Source organism: Stenotrophomonas terrae (genome assembly GCF_001431465.1).
Lineage (GTDB): Bacteria > Pseudomonadota > Gammaproteobacteria > Xanthomonadales > Xanthomonadaceae > Stenotrophomonas > Stenotrophomonas terrae.
On sequence record NZ_LDJJ01000049.1, the window covers coordinates 25,548 to 44,258 of the forward strand.

The following is an 18,711-nucleotide window of genomic DNA, read 5'->3' on the forward strand; positions in this document are numbered from 1 at the left end:
GCGTACTGCGATGAGATGGCCGCTATTCTACGGGTTCATTGCTGCAGGCCATGTATGCAGCGCAGCATTCCCCAGACAGGTGCGCAGATGGGATTGACTCTGTACCAGCGTGACGATTGCCATCTGTGTGACCTCGCGCTGGCGGTGCTGGCGCAGGCGCGGGCGCCGGAATTTGACAGTGTGTTCATCGACGACGATGAGGTGCTGGAAGAGAAGTACGGTCAGCGCGTGCCGGTGTTGCGTGATTCCAGCGGCAGGGAGTTGGACTGGCCGTTTGATGCAGCCACCCTCCAGCAATGGCTGTGACAGCGTGGTGGCTCAGAGCTTGAGGCCGGTGTTGCGGCCGTGGTCGGTATCGCGGTCGTAGGCAAGCTCGCGCTGACGTTGTTCATCGATCAATGCGCTGCCCAGCTGGTTGGCTTGCGTCAACAGGTTTGGGCAGCCCACCTGCGCGGGCATGGCGATGAGTTGTTGGCGTATTGCAGCGGCCGCGTCCAGCGCGAACTGGTAGTGACCTTGCTCATGTTCACGCAGCAGCGAGCTGTAGTGTTGCCAGCGGTTCAGGAGATCCTCGGTCGCGCCTTGTGTGTCTGTCCATTGCGGAAGGGTGATGGTGCCGGTGACCTGGGTATCGACGGACGTGATACTGCAACGGTTGCCGCGTGAGGAGGTCTGGTATTTCCAGCTCACATGCCAGCGGGTGTAGCCGTGGAAGCGGCGGCCGTCATCGCCCTCAGGTCCGTGCTGTTGCATTGCTTCCAGCAGCTGCTTCGAGGACTTTCCGCTGATCGGATAGTAGGTGATATCCAGCTGTTCGGACGCTGCCAACGGGTAGCTTGCGGTCAGCAGCAAGCTGGCAAGAAGCAGGGGTTTACGCACGGTACAAATCCGTTTGATATGTCAGACACCCAGCGTGGCGTGCTGCCGCGCTGGGTGTCAACCGCTGTGGCGAGCAGCAGCCCGGCTTACTTCGCGTTGAGTTTGACGATGGTGCTGATCGCAGTTTCGTCGGGGATGGTCTTGGTGTCGGCCCAGTCGCCGCCGCCCACGCCGAAGTCCAGGCGCTTGACCGTTGCCTTGCCGGTCAATACCGGTTGTGCGCCCGCTGCCCAGGTGAAGGTCAGGGTGACCGGCTTGCTGATGCCGCGCAGTTCCAGAGTGCCGTCGGCAGCGAACTGGTTGTTGCCCAACGCGCGGAAACCGTTGGCGGTATAGCGGGCCTGGGCGAAGCGGGCCACGTTGAAGAAATCCGCGCCCTGCAAGGTGGAGTCGCGGTCGTTGTTGCCGCTCTTGGCGCCGGCCAGCGGAATGGTCACGTCGAGCTTGCCAGCGGCCGGGTTGGCCGGGTCGAAGCTGACTTCGGTCTGGAAGCCCGGGAAGCTGCCAGTGAACACTTCACCGTCGTACTTGCTGGCAAACACCAGGATCGAACCGTTGCCGGGGGCCTGCTGGTAGTCGGCAGCCATCGCCGGGGCGATGGCGAGCATGCCGGCAAGTGCGGCGGCAACGGCGGCGGGAGAGGTCAGTTTGATGTTCATGCGGAATCCTTCTGGGAAGCGTTGAGCCAGCCTTGCGGCAGCATGCGGGTCAGCGTGGCATCGCGCTGATGAATGTGGTGATAGAACGCTGCGCCGGCATGCGCCAGCACCAGCAGGATCAGCGCCCAGAAACCCCATTCGTGGATGGCATGGGATACCTGGCTGAGCTGTTCGCTCGGGGCGACCAGCTTGGGCATTTCAACCAGCCCGAACAGCTTGAACGGGCGCAGCCCGCTGGCCGAGTCGTACAACCAGCCCGCCAGCGGAATGGCGAACATCAGCACATACAGTGCCCAATGCGTGGCCGAGGCAATGCGTTCCTGCCAACCCGGCGTGCCCGGCACCGGCTCCGGTGCGCCGGCATACAGGCGCCATGCCAGTCGCACTGCCACCAGCACCAGCACGCTGATGCCGATCGACTTGTGCATCGTGTAGATCCAGAAGTACTTGGGCGTCTTGGGGAACTCGCCCATGGTCAGGCCGACAATACCCAGCGCCAGTATCAGCAGGGCGATCAGCCAATGCAGGCTCTTGCTGACGCTGCCCCAGCGTTGGGCGGTGTTTTTCAGGCTCATGGATGGGTTTCCGTTTGGGTTGCGGCGTCCTGGGCGGCTTTCAGGGCCGCCTCGGCGGCGTCGTCCAGGCTGTTGTCTGTGGTGGTTGCCGGTGCGGGAATTGCCGGTGCTGCTTCGGCACCGGCATCACGCACGGCTTCGGCTTCGATGCGCAGTGCGACCTGGTCGCCTATTACCGACGGCCATGCGCTGATGCCGAAATCGGCGCGGCTGAGGGTGGCCGTGGCCGAGACGCCCAGCGTGCGGCGGAACGGCGGCAGCGGATGGCGCTTGAGTGCATTGAGGGTGACGTCGAGCATCACCTCGCGGCTGACGCCGCGCAGGGTCAACTGGCCGAACACGCGGGCATGGTTGGCATCGATCGGTTCGATGCGGGTGGAGACAAAGCGTGCCTGCGGGAAATGCTCGCCATCCAGCAGGTTGCGCGCCAGCGTGGCCTGGTTCCATTTGCCATCGCCCAGATCAAGCCGGGTGATCGGCACGACCACGTCAAGCCGGGCCGTGGTCCAATCCTGTGGGTCGAAGTCGAGCACGCCCTCGCTGCCGGACACGGTGCCCAGGGCCTGCGAGAAGCCTGCGTGGTCAATGGCGAACAACACCCGGGTATGCACAGGATCGAGCCGATAGCGCTCGTTCGCTGCCAGGGCGGCAACGGGCAGCAGGCTGCAGATCAGCAGAAGCAGGCGTGGCAGCAAGGTCGGGCTCCAGATCGGGAAGGGGGATTCTAGGCGTATGCAGGTAACGGTTTGTGCGCATATTGCGCAACGGTTTGTTACGTAGTCGGTTTGGGTGACTTTGCCGGGGCCGGGCACCGGCGCTACAGTCGCCGACGGTGGAGGTCGCTGCAAGCAGCTTGCGATGGGGAGTGTCGAGCGTTGATGAAACGGATTCTTCGGGGTGTATTGCGGTGCGTGCTGGCAGGGCTGCTGGCATGGCCGTGCGGGATCATGGCCTTGGATCTGGCCGAAACACCGCGCATGCGGCGGCTGAGCGTGGCTGAAGGTCTGCCCTCGCGGACCGTGCTTGCGCTGGCGCAGGACCGCCAGGGCTATGTCTGGGCCGCCACCGACGATGGCCTGGCGCGCTACGACGGCGCCCATCTACGGGTCTGGCGGCACGACCCGCAGGTATCCGGGTCGCTGCCGGGCAATACCCTGGAGACGATGCTGATTGACGCGCAGGACCGGGTTTGGGTCGGCGCCAACGGTGCGGGCCTGTCGATGCTGGATGCCGGCCGGCAGCGCTTCACCCGCTTCGCCGAGCTTGAGGCTATCTGCACCCAGCAGGTCTGGGCGTTGGCCATGCAGGGCACCGATCTGTGGGTCGGCACCAGTGGCAGCGGCATCTGCCTGTTGCATGCCGACGGCCGCATAAGCCGCTATCAGCACCGGCCCGAGGACCCGCGCAGCCTGCCCGACGACACCATCTATGCCCTGCTGCCAGGCAAGGACGGCAGCGTTTGGATCGGCACCACCTCTGGCCTGGTGCGCTGGAAACGTGGCGACGGGTTCGCGACGGTGCAGTCGCCACTGCTCGCCGGCAAGGACGTGATCCGCCTGAGCGGCGACCGTGACGGCGGTATCTGGGCCGGCACCGACGCCGGCCTTTACCGGGTCTCGGACGAGGGCCAGGTAGCACCCGCACCATGGCCGGAAGCGGCGCAGACCCGCGCGGCGGTGGTGCTGCATGATCGCGATGGCCGCTACTGGATGGGCAGCTCCAATGGTCTGTACCGCGGCGATGGGCAGCGCATGCAGTTGCTGGAAGGCGATGGCGGCAGCGGCTTTCTCACCGGCAACAGCGGTGTGCTGGATCTGCTGCAGGATCATGAAGGCGGCATCTGGACGGCGCTGCTGACCCAGGGCATGGCCTATCTGCGACCGGACTGGTCGCGTTTTTCCAGCCACTACCAGCTCAATGGCAAATCGCTGGAAAGCTTGTATCTGATCAATTCGGCCGCCGACGGCAATGGCTTCCTGGTGGTTGGCGGGCACGGCCTGTATCAGCTGGACGGGGCGGGCAAGTTGTCGCAGCTGGCCGGCGAGGCGCAGCTTGGCCCCGGCAGTATCTGGTCGGTGCAGCGCGGTGGCGATGGGGTGATCTGGCTGGGCCGCGCCGGTGGCCTCACCCTGTATCGACCCTCCGATGGGCAGGCCAGGCGCCTTGATCTGGGAGTGGGCGACGATCCGGCGCAACGCGCGGACCTTATGCGTCTGGCGCCTGACGGCAGCATGTGGCTGTCGATCATCAACTACGGCCTGCAGCACCGCGCCGCGGACGGCCGCTTGTTGGCCGACTATCCGCAGGGCGAGGCCTCCGGCCTGCCTGAGAAACTGGTCGAACAACTGCGCCTTGGCAGCGATGGCAGCCTGTGGCTGGTCGGCGGGGCCGGCGTGCAACGGTTTGATGGCCAGCGCTTCGTCAACGTGCCCGGGGTATCGGCCGGCATGGTCTATGACCTGGTGTTCCTTGCCGATGGCTCCGCCTGGTTGGCACGTGATGGTGCCTTGGAGCACTACCGCAACGATGCCGAAGGGTTTTCCCTGATCCAGCGGTTGAGCGCCGATGAAGGGGTGCCGGCGGTGGCGATGGGTGGCCTGGTGGTGGGCTGCAGTGGCCAGCTGTGGGCAACCACCACGCGCGGGCTGCTGTGGTGGCAGCCGGGCGCATCACGGGTGCGGATGCTGGAAGAAGGCGATGGCCTGAGCGATACCGAGTTCACTGCACGGCCACCGTCACATGCGGGTTGCGGCCGGGCATTGGCGGTGTCGGCCACCGGTCTGCTCAGTTTCAACCCGGATGCCAAGGTCGCCGCGCCGGTGGGCTCGCAGCTGGTGATCGAATCGGTGGGTGTGCGTCGCGACGATGCTGCCCGCGAGCAGCGTTTGAAAGGGCCGCTGATCCAGCTTGGCCCCAATGATCGCGATCTGCGCGTGACCGGCCGGCTGCTGTCCTACGTGGATCCGGCGCGGCATCGCTTCCGTGTGCATATCGACGGTTACGACCAGAACTGGGTGGATCTGGGCAGTGATGGCGAACGGCTGGTATCACGCCTGCCGGCGGGCAGTTACCGCATGGACGTGCAGGCGGCCGCCGCCGATGGGCCATGGACCAATGCACAGACGCTGCTGGTTGAAGTGGCGCCGCCCTGGTGGCGCAGCAACTGGGCGTTGGCGCTATGGGCCTTGTTGCTGGCCTTGCTGGCGACGGCGGCGGTGTTTGCCTATCGGCGGCGGGTGCGGCGGCGCAGCGAATGGCAGCTGGCGGTGCACAAGCAGGAACTTGCCGAACAGGCATCGCAGGCGAAAACCCGCTTCCTGGCGACGCTGGGGCATGAGGTGCGCACGCCGTTGACCGGCGTGCTGGGCATGAGTGAACTGCTGCTGGGCACGTCGCTGGATGATCGTCAGCAGCGCTACGCCGGCGCGATCCAGCAGGCCGGTACGCACCTGCTGGGCCTGGTCAACGACGCGCTGGATCTGGCCCGTATCGAGGCGGGCAGGTTGGAGCTGGACAACCGTCCGTTTGATCTTGGCCGCTTGCTGCAGGAAGTAAGCGCCTTGATGGCGCCAATGGCGGAGCGCCGGGGGCTGCGGTTTGAATCTGCAGCGCCGTTCCCGACCCCGGTGATGGTGGTGGGCGATGCCATGCGCCTGCGGCAGATTCTGATGAACCTGCTGGGCAACGCCATCAAGTTCACCGAGCGTGGCAAGGTCGCGGTGGCCGCGCAGCTGCATCCGGGCCGCGATGGCATCACCTTGAGCGTGTCCGACAGCGGCCCGGGCATCAGCGCCGAGCAGCAGACGCGCTTGTTCCAGCGTTTCGAGCAGGCCGATGGCAACCGCACAGCATCACGCTATGGCGGCAGTGGGCTGGGCCTGGCGATCTGCCAGGAGTTGGCGATGGCGATGGGTGGCAGCATCCGGGTCGAAAGCCGGTTGGGCGAGGGCGCCCGGTTTGTACTGGAGCTGCCGTTGCCCTGGCAGCCGGCCAATGTTGCCACGGCAGGCTCGGTCGAACCGGTTGCCGACACGCGCGCGCTGAACGTACTGCTGGTTGAGGATGACCCTACCGTGGCGCAGGTGATTACCGGTTTGTTGGCCGCACGTGGCCATCGGGTGGTGCATGCCCCGCACGGGTTGGCGGCACTGGCTGAAGCGGCAGGGCAGGACTTTGACATCGGCCTGCTCGATCTGGATCTGCCGGCGCTGGATGGGATTGCATTGGCACGCCAGCTGCGTGGTTCCGGGCATATGTTGCCGTTGATCGCGGTGACCGCACGCGCTGACAGCCAGGCCGAACAGTTGGCACGTTCGGCGGGCATGGTTGGCTTCCTGCGCAAGCCGGTGACCGGGCGGATGTTGGTCGATGCGATTGCCGAGGCCTTGGCGCTCAGCAAGAGACAGGCACAATAGCGGCATCACAGACGCGCCGGCCGGGCGTTGCAGGAGGCAGGGTTTGATGAAATGGCTTGCAGGGATGTTGGTATGCGGATTGCTGCTGGCGACGCCGTCGGTGCAGGCCGAGGTGCCAGCCACGCCGCAGCCGCGCCAGCTGACTGTGGCCGACGGCCTGCCCTCGAGCAACATCAATGCCTTCGCCGAAGACCTCACCGGTTACCTGTGGCTGGCCAGTCGTGACGGGCTTGCCCGTTACGACGGGCGCAACTACCGCATCTGGCGCGCGGAGAACGGCCTGCGCGACAACGTGGTGTGGAGCCTGCATTCGGACAAGAGCAACCGCCTGTGGATAGGCACGCAGAACGCTGGCCTGGTGATGCTGTCGGCGGATCGGCGAGGTTTTCGGTTCTTCGACCAGCAGACCTATCCGCAGATTGGCAGCAACACCATCTGGGCGATCACCTCCACCGCCGACGGCAGCATCTGGTTTGGTACTGCCACCGGCGGCCTGCACCGGCTTGATCCGGAAGGTGGGATCCGTCGTTTCATGCCGGTGCCGGGTGACGTGCACAGCTTGCCAGCGGCAGCGGTGACCTATCTGGCGGTTACCCCGGACGGCAGCTTGTGGGTCGGTACCAAGGGCGGGCTGGCGCGCTGGAATGGCGCCGCTTTCGACCGGGTCGGCAGCGAGGTATTGCCTTCTCCGCGCATCAACGGTTTGAAAGTCGACAAGCAGGGCCGGCTGTGGGTTGCGACCAACGAAGGCGTGGTCGTGCGTCATGCCGATGGCCGTTTCGAGCCGGCCAACTGGCCTGGTGCGGCGCCCGGCGAAGTGTTCAACATGCTGCAGTATTCGGCCGATGGCAGCTATTGGCTGGATACGCGCGCCGGCCTGGGCCGGATCCGCAGCGCGGCGATGCGCAACGTGCCTTTGTACAGCTCGCAGGAACGCGGCCTGGTCAAGCCGAACTGGTCCAGCGCCTACGAAGACCGCGAAGGTGGCCTGTGGTTTGCCAGTACCAATGCCGGCTTGTGGCATCTGCCGCCGAGCTGGCGGCAGTTCTCGGTGCTGTCGCGGCATCTGGATGATCCGGCCTCGCTGCGCAATCCCTATGCGCTGGCGTTGGCGCCCTCGGCCAATGGTGGCATCTGGGTGACCGGCACCCGCGGTGCCCTTGATCGACTGGATCCGGGGAGTGGCGAGGTAGAGCACCATCTGGCACCGATCGACGGCAACAACTGGCCGCAATCGCTGGTCGAGGATGCGCGTGGCAAGGTCTGGATCGGCAGCCTGGATGCGCTGGTGCGCTACGACCCTCGCGACAACAGCGTACAGCGCTGGCACAGCGACGACCGCACCGACGCGGCGATGCAGGGCGATGCCGACATCGTGCGCAGTTGCGATGGCGGTCGGATCTGGATCTATTCCGAAGACGGCGGCATGCAGCAGCGTGATGCCGACGGCCACGTGCTGCTGCATCTGCAGGCGGGCCAGGGCGGCTTGCCGGAAGCTTCGGTGGAGGACATGCAATGCGGCCCCGGCGACCATCTATGGCTGGCCAGTGGCACCGGGCTGCATGCCTGGCAATCGTCCAGTGCACGCTTCTCGCCCGTGCCGGGTGGGCCGGCCGGGCGCGTATCCACCTTCAACGTGACCGATACCGGCGTGGTCTGGATTGCCGGCCTGGGGCGGATGGACCGCTATCTGTGGGACGGGCAACGCATGACCCTGCTCGATCGCGTCGGCGTTGAACAGGGCTTCCCGATGTTGGCCGCAACCGGCTTGCTGGAAGACGCCCACGGTGTGGCGTGGGCGATCAGCGCCCGTGGCCTGATCCGTATCGACCCGGCCAACCGCTCGGTGCGTTTGTACGGCGTGCACGATGGCCTGCCGGGCCAGGAGTTCCGGCGCCGCTCGCTGGTGCAGGCGCGCAGCGGCCAGCTGGCCGGTGGTACGCCGGACGGGGTGGTCTTGTTCGACCCCGACCAGGTCAAGCCGTCCACCCGGCGGCCGCCACTGATCATCGAGCGTGTCAGCGTCCGCCGCGGCGACAAGGAACAGGATCTGACCCAGGAGTCGGCGCTGCAGATTCTTGATGGCGACCGCGACCTGCGCATCGCCGCGCGCCTGTTGTCCTTTGCCGACTCGGCGACCAATACCTACCGCTTCCGTCTGGCCGGCTACGACCCGGACTGGGTGGATGTGGGTGCCAGCGGTGACCGCGTGTTCTCACGGCTGCCACCCGGGCGCTATCAACTGGAAATACAGGCCGCCACCTCGGACAACGTGTGGTCGCCGGTGCAGACGCTGGCCTTCCGCGTGCAGCCGCCATGGTCACGTAGTCCGGCCGGTGTGATGACCTCCATCGTGGTCGGCGTCGCGCTGTTGCTGGGCGGCGCCTGGTTGTACCAGCGGCGCCTGCGCCGGCGTAACGAGTGGCAGCTGGCACGGCACAAGCAGGAGTTGGCCGAACAGGCTTCGCTGGCCAAGACCCGCTTCCTGGCCACGCTGGGCCACGAAGTGCGCACGCCGATGACCGGCGTGTTGGGCATGAGCGAGCTGCTATTGGCCACGCCCCTGGATGAGCGCCAACGCGGCTATACGCAGGCGATCCGGCGCGCCGGCGAACACCTGCTGCGGTTGGTCAACGACGCGCTGGATCTGGCCCGCATCGAGGCCGGCCGCCTGGAACTGCAGAACCAGCCGCTGGAACTGCGGCAGCTGCTCGAGGACGTGCGTGGCCTGATGGAACCGCTGGCCAAACGCCGTGGGCTGGCCTTTGAATTCGACAACGCGGCAGCACCGCGCACTCGCCTGACCGGCGATGTGATGCGCCTGCGGCAGATCCTGCTCAACCTGCTCGGCAACGCGATCAAGTTCACCAGTCACGGCTCGGTGTGCCTGCGGGTCCGGTTGGAGGAGGCCGGCAAGGGCGTGCGTTTCGAGGTCAGCGATACCGGCCCGGGGATCAGTGCCGAACAGCAGCAGCGTCTGTTCCGCCGCTTTGAACAGGCCGATGGCGCGCGCACCGCGGCCCGCTACGGTGGCAGCGGCCTGGGCCTGGCCATCTGCAACGAACTGACCGTGGCCATGGGCGGCAGCATCGATGTCCAAAGCAGCCTGGGCGAGGGCACCTGCTTCAGCGTGAACCTGCCGCTGGCCTGGGAAGTACCTGCAACCTCGACGGAAGAGGATGAGGTTGCCGCCAGCGCGTGGATGAGCTTGCCGCCGCAGCGGGTATTGCTGGTCGAGGATGATCCGACCATCGCCGCGGTGATCCGTGGCTTGCTGGAGGTGCACGGGCATGGGGTGGTGCATGCCGCGCATGGTTTGGCGGCCTTGGCCGAGCTTTCCACCCAGGAGTTCGATGTGGGCCTGCTCGACCTGGATCTGCCCGGCATCGATGGCTTCGGCCTGGCCCGGCAGTTGAAGGCGATGGGCTATGAAATGCCGCTGATCGCAGTGACCGCCCGTTCCGATACCGAGGCCGAACCGGAGGCGCGCGAGGCAGGCTTTGCCGATTTCCTGCGCAAGCCGGTGACCGCGCAGATGCTGCTGGAAGCCATTGCCGGGGTGCTGGATGCGCAACGCCGGCAACAGGCGCAGTCCTCAGCGGAGTGAGGGCTGCGCAGGCTTATTCGACGACTTCCTCAACCGCGCGCGGGTGCGGCCGGTTTTCTGGCAGCTGCCAGAACACCAGCGTCGAGCTGAGCGTGATCGCACCCACGCAGAGGAAGGTGGCATGCAGGGCGGCGGTCGCGCCGTGCGCGTTCAAATGGCTGCCGAAGGCCGCCAACAGGCTGCCGGCGGTGGCGGCGCCAAAGCCGGTGGCCAGCATCATCACCATCGACAGCAGGCTGTTGCCGCTGCTGGCCTGATGCATGTCCAGGTCACGCAGGGTAACGGTGTTCATTACCGTGAACTGCATGGAATTGACCGCGCCGAAGATCGCCAGCTGGGTCAGTTGCAGCCACAGCGGCTGGTTGGCATTGATCAGCGCGAAGCTGGCCATCGCCAGGCCCACGCAGACCGTGTTGATCATCAGGATGCGGCGGTAGCCGAAACGTTCCACCAGGCTCACTGCGGCACGTTTGGCGGCCATGCCGGACAAGGCCACTGGAATCATCATCATCCCGGCCGTCATCGGGCTCAGGCCCATGCCGACCTGCAGCAACAACGGGATCAGCAACGGCATTGCGCCGCTACCGATACGCGAGAACAGGTTGCCAAGAATGCCGATGCGGAAACTGATCACCTTGAACAGGCTCAGCGGGAACAGCGCGTTGCTGGTACTGGCCGCATGCAGCCAGTAGCCGGCCAGGGCGGCGATTCCGACCACTGCCAGCAACAGCACCAGCGCATGCGCCGAGTTGATTGCCGAGACCCCGTCCAGCGCCAGCGACAAGGCAATCATGCCGAACGCCAGCATCAGGTAGCCGGCCAGATCGAAGCGCTGTTTCTGCTGGCCGTAGTGGTCGGGCATGATTCGCAGCGCGGCGACGAAGCCGGCCACACCAATCGGCAGGTTGATCAGGAAGATCCAATGCCAGGACCACACCTCCACCAGCCAGCCGCCCATGGTCGGGCCGAGCAGTGGGCCGATCAGGGCGGGGATGGCGATGAAGCTCATTGCCGATAGGAACTGGTCGCGCGGAACCGAACGCATCACCGCCAAACGCCCAACCGGCAGCAACATCGCTCCGCCGATGCCCTGCAGCACGCGCGAGGCCACCAGCCATTGCAGCGTCGGTGACAGGGCACAGGCCAGCGAGCCCAGGGTGAACAGCACGATCGCGGCGAGGAAGGTACGGCGCGTGCCGAAGCGGTCGGCGATCCAGCCCGAGGCGGGAATGAAGCTGGCCACCGCCAGCGCATAGCTGAACACCACCGACTGCATCTGCAGCGGGCTTTCGCCCAGGCTGCGTGCCATCGCCGGCAGTGCCGTATTGACGATGGTCGAGTCCAGCATCTGCATGAAGATGGCCAGTGACACCAGCCACAGCAGTGGTTTCTGGGCGGAGCTGGCAGGCAGTGGTCTGGGGGGAGCAGGGGACATCAGGACGGCTCGCGCTAAGGCAGGCGCCCATTGTCCTCCGAAGCATGTGCAGATGCCGCAGTAGTGCCGAGCCATGCTCGGCAGGGGCTTCACCCGTAGCGGCGGATCAGCGCAAGGTCCTGTAGTGCCGAGCCATGCTCGGCAGGGGCTTCACCCGTAGCGGCGGATCAGCGCAAGGTCCTGTAGTGCCGAGCCATGCTCGGCAGGGGCTTCACCCGTAGCGGCAGATCATGCGCAAGGCCCTTGTAGTGCCGAGCGATGCTCGGCAAGGGGCTTCACTGGTAGAGCCTCAGCCGAGCATGGCTCGGCTCTACAGGTAAAGCGAAGGCCCGGGTTGCCCCGGGCCTTCAGGATTCAGCGGCGGCTGAGGCGGTGTACCGCTTCCACCAGCACGGCGACGTGCTCGGGGTTCATGTCCGGCGACATGCCGTGGCCGAGGTTGAATACATGGCCTTCGCGCGAGCCGCCATTGCCGGCGGCATAGCTTTCCAGCACCTTGCCGACTTCGCGGGTGATCGCGTCGGGCGAGCCATACAGCGTGGTCGGGTCCAGGTTGCCCTGCAGTGCGACTTTGCCGCCAACCGCACGCGCGGCGTCTTCCAGACTGATGGTCCAGTCCACACCCACGCCTTCGGCACCGCTGGCGGCAAGCTCGGCCACATACTGGCCGGTGCCCTTGCCGAACAGGATCAGCGGGGTGCGCTCGGCGCCTTCGCCACGCTTGAGCTCGCTGGCAATGCGGTTGAGGTAACGCAGCGAAAATTCGCGGTACATCGCCGGGCCCAGCACGCCGCCCCAGGTATCGAACACCTGCAATGCCTGCGCGCCAGCATCGCGCTGTGCCGACAGATAGGCGATGACCGCATCGGTCACCACTTCCAGCAACTGGTGCAGGGCCTTGGGTTCGTTCAGCGCCATTGCCTTGATGCGGGCGAAATCCTTGCTGCCGCCGCCTTCGATCATGTAGCAGGCCAGCGTCCACGGACTGCCGGAGAAGCCGATCAACGGCACCTTGCCGTCCAGCTCACGGCGGATCAGGCGCACCGCGTCCATCACGTAGCGCAGCTCGGTTTCCATGTCCGGCACCGCCAGCTTGGCGACGGCTGCGACATCACGCACCGGGTGCTTGAACTTGGGGCCTTCCCCGTCGACGAAGTACAGGCCCAGGCCCATCGCGTCCGGCACGGTGAGGATGTCCGAGAACAGGATGGCGGCATCCAGGTCGAAGCGCTCGAGCGGCTGCAGGGTCACTTCACAGGCGACTTCCGGGTTCTTGGCCATACCCAGGAAGCTGCCTGCGCGGGCGCGGGTGGCGCGGTATTCCGGCAGGTAGCGGCCGGCCTGGCGCATCAGCCAGACGGGGGTGTAGTCCACAGGTTCGCGGCGCAGGGCGCGCAGGAAGCGGTCGTTGCGAAGTGGGCTGGTCACATGGAACTCCTGGAGGCTGAGGTCCGCAGGCGCGCTGCGGCGCACCTGCAGGGGATACGGGATTCAGGGCGCGGGCTGGCCGGCGGTGAACATCACCTGGAAGCCTTTCTTGATCTGGCCGTCGCGGGCTTTCTCGAAGGCATGGATGGCTTCGTCGTGCTGCAGGAACAGCTCGCGGCGCAGCTGGATGCGACCGCCGGTCTGGCCACTCTCGCGCAGCAGCTCCCAGCCGCCGAGCAGATCCGGCACCAGGGAGAGCTGTACATAGCGGGGGGCTTCATTGCCGCTGGGCGGCTGTTGCAGTAGGACGCGCATGGCGGCGATTGTAGCCGGTGTGCGGAATTTGGGCTGGTTTTGGGCCCCGCGTCATCCTTCTCCCTGCGGGAGAAGGTGCCCGAAGGGCGGATGAGGGTGCGGGCGAAGCCCCATGCTCTTTTGACGCCAGCAGGCTTGGCCCGGACCCTCACCCCAACCCCTCTCCCGCTGGGAGAGGGGCTTCAGGCGCTGCCGCTCAGCCTTGCTGCAACACTGCCAGCACCGCGGCTTCATCCACATCCGGTACCACCTCGGCCTTGCCGATGCCGCGCCACAGCACCAGCCGCAGGCGCCCGGCGATGTTCTTCTTGTCCAGCCGCATGTGTGCCAGCAGCGCCTGCGGGTCCAGGCCGGCGGGGATGCTGGTTGGCAGGCCATAGGCTTGCAGCAGCTCGCGCAGTACCTCGGTATCGGCCGCATCGGCCATGCCCAGGGCTGCGGACAGTCTGGCTGCCAGCACCATGCCGACCGCTACCGCCTCGCCATGGTTGAGGTTGTCATTGCCCGGCGCGCCATAGCCCTGCGCCGTCTCGATCGCATGGCCAAAGGTGTGGCCCAGGTTGAGCAGGGCGCGTTCGCCCTTTTCCAGCGGGTCGCGTTCGACGATCTCGGCCTTGTGTTCGCAACTGCGGGCAATCGCCTGCGCCAGCGCGCTGTCGTCGCCGGCCAGCAGGGCCTGACGTTCGGCCTGCAGCCATTGGAAAAACAGCGGGTCGCGAATTGCGCCGTACTTGATCACCTCGGCCAGCCCGGCGCGCAGTTCGCGCAGTGGCAGGGTCCGCAGCGCGCTGGTATCTGCAACCACCGCACGCGGCGGGTGGAAGGCACCGACCAGGTTCTTGCCCTGCGGAATGTCTACCGCGGTCTTGCCGCCGACCGAGGAGTCGACCATCGACAGCAGGGTGGTGGGCAGCTGCACGCAGTCGACGCCGCGCATCCAGCAGGCTGCGGCAAAACCGGCCAGGTCACCGACCACGCCGCCGCCCAGCGCCAGTAGGCAGGCATCGCGGGTTGCGCCGAGGCTGGCCAGTGCGTTGATCGTCGCGGCGAAGTTGTCCAGGGTCTTGGACGCTTCACCGGCCGGGATCACGTGCTGGCCGATCTTCAGATCCGGCCGGGCCGACAACAGCGCGTTCTGTACCTGTGCCAGATACAGCGGGGCGACGGTGTCGTCGCTGACCAGCAACACATGGCGGCCACGGATGGCAGCCAGCAACGCCTGCGGCTGGGACAGCAGGCCGGGGCCGATATGGATCTGGTAGGGGTGGTCGCCGCCAACGGCGACGGTGCGGGAGGGGGCGGTCATGCGGGTGGGTTCCAGAATCTGCCATTGCGCGACAAGCCGGGTCACGGTGTGCGCGGTGGCATCGGCGGGGGAGTAGAGATCGGTGTCGATGATCAGGTCGGCCACTTCGCTGTAAAGCGGGTCGCGGGCAGCGGCCATGGCGTGCAGCACCTGCTCGCGGTCCTCGCGTTGCAGCAACGGGCGGGTCTTGTCGCGATGCAGGCGTTGCAGCTGCGAGGCCACGCTGACCCGCAGATAGACCACAAACCCCTGCGCGCGGATGCGTTGGCGGTTTTCCGGATCCAGGATGGCGCCGCCACCGGTGGAGATCAGCAGGCCGCTGCCGTCCAGCAACTTGGCCAGCATGCGCTTTTCATGGGCACGGAAGCCGACCTCACCGACATTTTCGAAGATGGCGGGAATGCTGGAGCCGACGTCATCGACGATGGCCTGGTCGGCGTCCACGAACGCCAGGCCAAAGCGCTCGGCCAGGCGCCGGCCGATGCTGGTTTTGCCGGCGCCCATCGGGCCGACCAGGATGAGATTGGGGGCTGGATTCATTGCAGGAAGATGCTAGCACCTCGTGTCAGTGCCTTAACACGGTAGCAGCCAAGCTCGGCAGCTCCACGAATGGTTCGTGGTGCAACCAAGGAGTTGGACATGTCAGTGGCGAAAATCATTGAAGTCAGCGCGTCCTCCAAGACCAGCGTCGAGGATGCCGTACGCAGTGGTATCAAAAAGGTTGCCGAGACGGTCAAGGGCATCCAGGGCGCCTGGGTCAACGAGACCAAGGTTGTCACCGATGGTGACGGCAACATCATCGAATGGCGGGTCAACCTGCGGATTACCTTCCTGGTGCAATGAATCGCGCGGCGGCTGCGCACGGCCTTTCGTGGGGCGCGGCCACGCAATGACGCGGCGGCGCTCGCGCCGTCGCGTCGTTTCAGCTCTGCGCGTCAACCAGCGGCTGCCGCTGTGCATCCAGGGCAATCACCCGGTCGGCGATCTCGGGCAGGGTGCGCAGTGCCTGGCGGCTGATCCGCTCGTAGAACTGCACGAAACGCTCCAGCTGCGGCCGGGTCATGCTGCTGCGGCCTGGTGAGGCCTGCTGCAGTGCCTGCTCCTGCTGCCAGCGCCAGTGTGGCACCACCGCGAAGCTGGGCGGTTGCAACATCCACAGGCGGTCGAAGCGCTGCCACAAGGCGGGGTAGTGCTCGGCCAAGGCCTGGTTGCACCAGCGGCGCCAGGTGCCGTCGGCATCGGCATCGCGTTCCAAGGCGTTCAGGGGCGTGCGCAGCGCCTCATCGGCCTCGGCCGGCGTGCCCAGGAACCAGCCTTCGAAGACCAGCAGATCCAGCGGTTGTTCGATCCGCTTCCACTGCGCTTCCGGCACCCGTTCGTCAGCAAGTTTGTCAAAGCGCGGCAGTGGGAAAGATTGGCCGGCTTTGGCTGCATCCAGGGTGGCCATTGCCAGGGCCAGATCATGCGTGCCGGGCGGCCCACGCGTGGCCAGCAGCGGATGGATGCGGTCGGCCAGGCGCTGGCGTTGCGCGCGGGTCAGGTAGGTGTCGTCGATCGAGACTGCGGCGGCGCACAGGCCGCGGCTGCGTGCCAACTCCACGATCTGGCCTGCCAACGTGGATTTGCCGCTGCCCTGCACGCCGCTGATGGCGAGCACCGGCGTGCTGCTGGCACTGGCCAAGGCATCATCCAGGGCCTGCGCCACCAATGCAGGTGCAAAGCGGCGTTGGGAAAAACTGTGCGGAGCGGGGGACATGACGCCACAATAGCCCAAACCCGTGGCGTACGAAGCAGGACCATGACCAATCTTTATGCAGAAGCGTTATCGACTTTCGCCGCATTGTTTGAAGAGGCCAAGGCTGGCAAGGAAATCGATGCCACCGCGATGACCGTGGCCACCGCTGACATCGACGGCCGGCCCTCGGCACGCACCGTGCTGCTCAAGGCCTTCGATGAGCGTGGTTTTGTGTTCTATACCCACCTGGACAGCCGCAAGGGCCGTGAGCTGCATGACAACCGCGCGGCGGCCTTGCTGTTCCTGTGGCGCAGCCTGCGCGAAGCCGGTATCCAGGTGCGCATTGAAGGCGACGCGCAGCTGGTATCGGCGGCTGAAGCCGATGCCTATTTTGCCAGCCGCCCGCGCATGAGCCAGATCGGCGCGTGGGCATCGGTGCAGTCGCAGCCACTGGCCTCGCGCGAAGAGTTTGAACAACGCCTTGCCAATTTCGAGGCGCGCTTTGAAGGCCGTGATGTGCCGCGCCCGGACGGTTGGGGCGGCGTGCGCGTCGTGCCGCGCCGGATCGAGTTCTGGTACGGCGCCGACTTCCGTCTGCACGAGCGTTGGTGCTATGAGGCCGATGCGGCAGGGCAGTGGAGCAAGCGGATGCTGTTCCCGTGAAGCGGGCCGGCGTCGAAATCCGTCGCGCGCTGGCCAGTGACTGGCCGGCGTGGGCGCAGTTGCGTCGCGCCTTGTGGGCCGATTGCGATACGGATCTGGCCGAGCTGCAGCAATTGCTGGAAGAAGACGCCAGCACCGTGCTGCTGGCCTTCGCGCAGGGACAGCCGGTGGGCCTGGCCGAAGCCAGCCTGCGGCATGACTACGTCAATGGCACCTCCAGTTCGCCGGTGGGCTTTCTCGAGGGTTGGTATGTGATCGAAAGCCTGCGTGGCAAAGGCATAGGCCGCGCGCTGGTGGCCGAGGTTGCGCGTTGGGCACGCGCGCAGGGCTGCAGTGAGCTGGCCTCCGATACCGCGCTGGACAATGCGCAGGCCCAGGCCGCGCACAAGGCCAGCGGCTTTGTCGAAACCGAACGCGTGGTCTACTACTGCATGGGTCTGGACGAGCCGACGGAATGAAGTTGCTTCCGGTCTACCGCATCACCGTGTTCGTACCGCCGGCCGCGCTGGCACGGCTGAAGCAGGGCATTCTGGCGGTCGATGACCTGGCCGCCGGTGGTTACGCCGATGGCATGTGGGAATCGGACGCGCGCGAGCAGTTCCGGGTGCTGGACGGTACCCGCAGCGTGCAGGGGCAGGGCGGCGAGCGCGTATATCAGCCCTCGGTACGGCTGGAGTTCTGCATCCCGCGCGATGCGCGGCGCCTGCAGGACCTGTTGGCGGCCATCGCCGCGCATCATCCCTGGAACACCCCGTCGGTTTTCGTCGATACAACGGAGTTCGCCATCGCATGATCGGCCCGCGTCGCATTGTCTGTCTTACCGAAGAACCCACCGAGACCCTGTACGCACTGGGCGAGCAGGACCGCATCGTCGGCATCAGTGGCTTCACCGTGCGGCCGCCCGAGGCGCGCCGCGACAAGCCCAAGGTCAGTGCCTTCACCAGCGCCAAGGTGGGGGAGATCCTCAAGCTCAAGCCGGATCTGGCGATTGGTTTTTCCGACATACAGGCCGATATCGCCGCCGAGTTGATACGCAACGGCGTGGAAGTCTGGATTGCCAACCATCGCAGCGTGGCCGGCATCCTCGATTACATCCGCCGCCTCGGTGGCCTGGTCGGCGCGGCCGAGCGTGCCAGCGCCTATGCCGATGAACTGCAGCGTGGTCTGGATGCGATCGCCGCACAAGCGTCAATGCTGCCGCAGCGCCCGCGCGTCTATGTCGAGGAATGGGATGAGCCCATCATCACCGGCATCCAATGGGGTGCCGAGCTGGTGGAGATCGCCGGCGGCATCGATGTGTTTCCCGAGTTGTCGCGTGAGCCGTTGGCCAAGGCGCGCATTCTTGCCAATGGCGATCCGGTGATCGCACGCAACCCGGACATCATCATCGGCTCGTGGTGTGGCAAGAAATTCCGCCCCGAGCGGGTCGCTGCGCGGCCCGGCTGGGAGGCCATCAATGCCGTACGCGATGGCGAACTGCATGAAATCAAGTCACCACTGATCCTGCAGCCCGGCCCGGCCGCGCTGACCGATGGCGTACAGGCAATCGCGCAGATCATCCAGCAATGGTCGAAGCGCGTTGTAGGAGCGGCGTAAGCCGCGAAGCCAGCAGCAACCAAGCCGCCGATGCACCTGTAATCAGCTGCATCGCCGGATGTGGGAGCGGCATAAGCCGCGAAGCTAATAGCAACCGA

17 protein-coding genes and 1 pseudogene are annotated in these 18,711 nt (G+C 65.9%); 8 read left to right on the forward strand and 10 right to left on the reverse strand.

Going from position 1 to position 18,711, the window contains the following annotated elements:
• Window positions 1–87: 87 nt before the first annotated feature.
• The gene (locus ABB27_RS14120) at window positions 88–306 is read left to right on the forward strand and encodes a glutaredoxin family protein (protein WP_057629449.1); all 219 of its coding nucleotides are present in this window, start codon (window positions 88–90) and stop codon (window positions 304–306) included.
• A 12-nt stretch (window positions 307–318) separates the two neighbouring features.
• Here ABB27_RS14120 and ABB27_RS14125 read toward each other — a convergent pair whose 3' ends face one another.
• The 4 genes from ABB27_RS14125 to ABB27_RS14140 all read right to left on the reverse strand — a co-directional run bounded on the left by ABB27_RS14125 (window position 319) and on the right by ABB27_RS14140 (window position 2,808).
• Window positions 319–879, reverse strand: a complete 561-nt coding sequence (locus ABB27_RS14125; RefSeq protein ID WP_152984596.1) for a DUF922 domain-containing Zn-dependent protease — start codon at window positions 877–879, stop codon at window positions 319–321.
• Between the two features lie 86 nt (window positions 880–965).
• A complete protein-coding gene (locus ABB27_RS14130; RefSeq protein WP_057629424.1) occupies window positions 966–1,538 on the reverse strand; it encodes a YceI family protein in 573 nt (190 codons plus the stop codon).
• On the reverse strand, window positions 1,535–2,113 hold the full coding sequence (locus tag ABB27_RS14135; protein ID WP_057629425.1) for a cytochrome b: 579 nt from the start codon (window positions 2,111–2,113) through the stop codon (window positions 1,535–1,537). Before ABB27_RS14135 ends, ABB27_RS14130 begins: the two co-directional genes overlap by 4 nt.
• On the reverse strand, window positions 2,110–2,808 hold the full coding sequence (locus ABB27_RS14140) for a YceI family protein (RefSeq protein WP_057629426.1): 699 nt from the start codon (window positions 2,806–2,808) through the stop codon (window positions 2,110–2,112). Before ABB27_RS14140 ends, ABB27_RS14135 begins: the two co-directional genes overlap by 4 nt.
• Window positions 2,809–2,991: 183 nt before the next feature.
• Here ABB27_RS14140 and ABB27_RS14145 point away from each other — a divergent pair, with 183 nt between their 5' ends.
• A complete protein-coding gene (locus ABB27_RS14145; RefSeq protein ID WP_057629427.1) occupies window positions 2,992–6,528 on the forward strand; it encodes a hybrid sensor histidine kinase/response regulator in 3,537 nt (1,178 codons plus the stop codon).
• A 46-nt stretch (window positions 6,529–6,574) separates the two neighbouring features.
• Window positions 6,575–10,135 carry a hybrid sensor histidine kinase/response regulator gene (locus ABB27_RS14150; protein ID WP_083491321.1) on the forward strand — a complete coding sequence of 1,187 codons (3,561 nt, stop codon included), beginning with the start codon at window positions 6,575–6,577 and terminating at the stop codon, window positions 10,133–10,135.
• A gap of 13 nt (window positions 10,136–10,148) precedes the next feature.
• Here the strand turns inward: ABB27_RS14150 and mdtD are convergent, their stop codons facing one another.
• The 5 genes and pseudogenes from mdtD to ABB27_RS20220 all read right to left on the reverse strand — a co-directional run.
• Window positions 10,149–11,570, reverse strand: coding sequence for a multidrug transporter subunit MdtD (mdtD, locus tag ABB27_RS14155; protein ID WP_083491322.1), 1,422 nt, complete (start codon window positions 11,568–11,570; stop codon window positions 10,149–10,151).
• A gap of 354 nt (window positions 11,571–11,924) precedes the next feature.
• Window positions 11,925–12,998, reverse strand: a complete 1,074-nt coding sequence (hemE, locus tag ABB27_RS14160; RefSeq protein WP_057629452.1) for a uroporphyrinogen decarboxylase — start codon at window positions 12,996–12,998, stop codon at window positions 11,925–11,927.
• 63 nt (window positions 12,999–13,061) lie between these two features.
• Window positions 13,062–13,313, reverse strand: a complete 252-nt coding sequence (locus ABB27_RS14165; RefSeq protein WP_057629428.1) for a WGR domain-containing protein — start codon at window positions 13,311–13,313, stop codon at window positions 13,062–13,064.
• A gap of 196 nt (window positions 13,314–13,509) precedes the next feature.
• On the reverse strand, window positions 13,510–14,619 hold the full coding sequence (gene aroB, locus ABB27_RS14170) for a 3-dehydroquinate synthase (protein ID WP_057629453.1): 1,110 nt from the start codon (window positions 14,617–14,619) through the stop codon (window positions 13,510–13,512).
• 15 nt (window positions 14,620–14,634) lie between these two features.
• Window positions 14,635–15,159: pseudogene (locus ABB27_RS20220) on the reverse strand (shikimate kinase); the annotation flags it as partial.
• A 99-nt stretch (window positions 15,160–15,258) separates the two neighbouring features.
• On the opposite strand from ABB27_RS20220, the gene ABB27_RS14175 reads away from it, so the two are divergent.
• A complete protein-coding gene (locus ABB27_RS14175) occupies window positions 15,259–15,462 on the forward strand; it encodes a dodecin family protein (RefSeq protein WP_057629454.1) in 204 nt (67 codons plus the stop codon).
• Between the two features lie 79 nt (window positions 15,463–15,541).
• On the opposite strand, the gene ABB27_RS14180 is transcribed toward ABB27_RS14175, so the two are convergent.
• Window positions 15,542–16,375: a kinase gene (locus ABB27_RS14180; RefSeq protein ID WP_057629429.1), complete on the reverse strand. Its 834-nt coding sequence runs from the start codon at window positions 16,373–16,375 to the stop codon at window positions 15,542–15,544.
• Window positions 16,376–16,417: 42 nt separating this feature from the next.
• Here ABB27_RS14180 and pdxH point away from each other — a divergent pair, with 42 nt between their 5' ends.
• The 4 genes from pdxH to ABB27_RS14200 are packed head-to-tail and all read left to right on the forward strand — an operon-like array spanning window position 16,418 to window position 18,613.
• Window positions 16,418–17,017: a pyridoxamine 5'-phosphate oxidase gene (pdxH, locus tag ABB27_RS14185; RefSeq protein ID WP_057629430.1), complete on the forward strand. Its 600-nt coding sequence runs from the start codon at window positions 16,418–16,420 to the stop codon at window positions 17,015–17,017.
• Window positions 17,014–17,475 carry an aminoglycoside 6'-N-acetyltransferase gene (gene aac(6'), locus ABB27_RS14190; RefSeq protein ID WP_057629431.1) on the forward strand — a complete coding sequence of 154 codons (462 nt, stop codon included), beginning with the start codon at window positions 17,014–17,016 and terminating at the stop codon, window positions 17,473–17,475. Before pdxH ends, aac(6') begins: the two co-directional genes overlap by 4 nt.
• Complete coding sequence (locus ABB27_RS14195) at window positions 17,472–17,810, forward strand: YqfO family protein (RefSeq protein WP_057629432.1); 339 nt, start codon at window positions 17,472–17,474, stop codon at window positions 17,808–17,810. Before aac(6') ends, ABB27_RS14195 begins: the two co-directional genes overlap by 4 nt.
• Window positions 17,810–18,613, forward strand: a complete 804-nt coding sequence (locus ABB27_RS14200; RefSeq protein WP_083491325.1) for a cobalamin-binding protein — start codon at window positions 17,810–17,812, stop codon at window positions 18,611–18,613. Before ABB27_RS14195 ends, ABB27_RS14200 begins: the two co-directional genes overlap by 1 nt.
• Window positions 18,614–18,711: the final 98 nt, after the last annotated feature.